The organism is Streptomyces sp. NPDC045701 (assembly GCF_056432045.1).
In genome coordinates this window covers 1-1919 of record NZ_JBWKJV010000178.1, presented here as the reverse complement: position 1 = coordinate 1919, position 1919 = coordinate 1, and the positions used below count along the sequence as shown (strand labels likewise).

Annotated in this window: 1 protein-coding gene and 1 pseudogene; both read right to left on the bottom strand. The window is 72.5% G+C overall.

All coding sequences use genetic code 11. The features are described 5' to 3' along the window. Positions 1 to 464, bottom strand: a pseudogene (locus tag AC07DW_RS34230) (Mu transposase C-terminal domain-containing protein); the annotation flags it as partial. 62 nt (positions 465 to 526) lie between these two features. After that, on the bottom strand, positions 527 to 1702 hold the full coding sequence (locus AC07DW_RS34225) for an AAA family ATPase (protein ID WP_478861493.1): 1176 nt from the start codon (positions 1700 to 1702) through the stop codon (positions 527 to 529). Positions 1703 to 1919: the final 217 nt, after the last annotated feature.

Here is a 1919-nt window from a genome sequence, read left to right as displayed (position 1 = left end):
CGCCAGCCCCGCGGCCGGGCCAGGAACACATCGTGCTTGCGCGCCGCCCGCTCCCCACCGGCAAGTCCAGCCCGCTCCCCCGGCGTCAGATCACGGTGGATCGCCCGGTGCAGCGTCGGGATCGAGGGAGGCGGCTCCCCCTCGCCCCTGGCCGCGCGAGCGGTCAGCTCACGGTGCACCGCTGCGACGTTTCCCTTCCACAAGGCCAGCAGACGGCGCACTTCGGGGGTGACGGAGAAGCGGTTTTTACTCTGGGCCCGTGCCCCGGGCTCTGCGGCCGCTGACTCGTCATGCTCGGCAGCGGCCAGCCACCGCCACACCGTGCGCTCGGTCACTTCCAACGACTGAGCCATCAGCCGCACATGCCGCGTTGTCAGTTGCTGGTCCTGCCGCAGGGCGAGCAGCCGGCGCACGGCAGGGCCGCGCAGCGCCGACAGGGAGGAGGAAGGCAGGCCTCCCCGCACGCCCGGGCCCTCCCCGTGCGCACCGGAGCGGGAAGCGTCCTCTGCCGGCTCGGCCGCGCCGGTCACAGTGGTCCCATGAGCCGTGCGCAGGCCCGCTCCAGCATCCGGCGGTCCACCACCGCCCGGCTCTTGCCATAGATTTCGGCGGTCAGGTGCGAGGTCAGCTTCGCCCAGGTCCGGAAGTTGCCGTGCCCCACGTGCTCGTCCACCCACGCGACATCGTCCGCGGTCACGTCCTCCCACAGTGGGTGGAAGGCAGCCATCACGGTGGCCACCTCCCGCTGGCTGAGGCGCGGCACCAGCTCCCAGGTCAGCACCCGAGAGGCCAGCGCAGGTACCCGGCGCAGCGCCCGTTCGCTGCCCGCACCCGCGAGCACGAGTGCCGTGTCCGTGTCCGGGTGGTCCCACAGCCCGCGCAGAAACTCCAGCGCCGGTCCCGGAAGGCGCTGTGCCTCGTCCAGGACCAACACGCGGGGCTGTCGGAGCGCGTTCACCAGCGTCAGGTCGGCCTCCCCCGCCCCGCGCGGCAGACGCCTGCCCAGCTCAAGGGCGTCCGCGAGTACCCGGCGCAGTTCGGGGACCGTCGGGTGCACACCGACGTGGACCCGGCGGACCCGGGCCGGGTGCGGCAGCTGGGACAGGGCGTACTGCAGCGCGACGGTCTTGCCCTGGCCGGCGTCGCCGTACAAGCACACCACCGCCCCCACCGCGGCCGCGTGCGCGACCGTCCGCTGCACCGACCGCACAGCAGGCGTGTGCACCACCTGCGCGCCCGGGACCAGGACCGGGACCTGCGCCAGATGCTTCTGCTCCCGCAGGAAGACCTGCCCGCCGGTACCTTGGCCGGCCACGACGTTCAAGCCCAGCTCGCTGAGCGGATCCGGCCGGCTCGGCCCGGCCACCACGGGCTCCCGCCCGACCAGCAGGGCCCGCCCTGCCCGTCGGTCCCTGCGGATCACCCGGTGCAGCGTCGACGCCGACGGCACCGACGCCCCGCCAGCCGCGGCCAGCCGGCGTCTCAGCTCAGCGACGTTCCCTCCGACCTCGCCCAGCAGTGCCCACACCTCGTCCGACACCGCATACCCCTGCCGGACCGGCGCCTCCACCTGCCCGGTGGCCTTCGCCTGCTCCAGCCAGCGCCACACCGTACGCTCCGAGACACCCACCGACTCAGCGACCGCACGCACATGCCGCGTGGCCAGCTCCCCCGCCTGCTGCCGCTCCAGCAGACGACGCACCACCAACCCCCGGGGCAGCACAGGCCCACGACCGGCCCTTACCTTTTGATCCACCCCCCGATCACACCGGCCGGCCCGCCTTCAACGCATAAGAACTCGCGAACCTGAGACAACATCAGCTGCCATGCGATAAAGCCCCACGACAGCGATCCCATCCATCAACCTCTCATCCCATGACAGCGGCCCACCCACCCGTAAACACCCACTGACCAGCCCC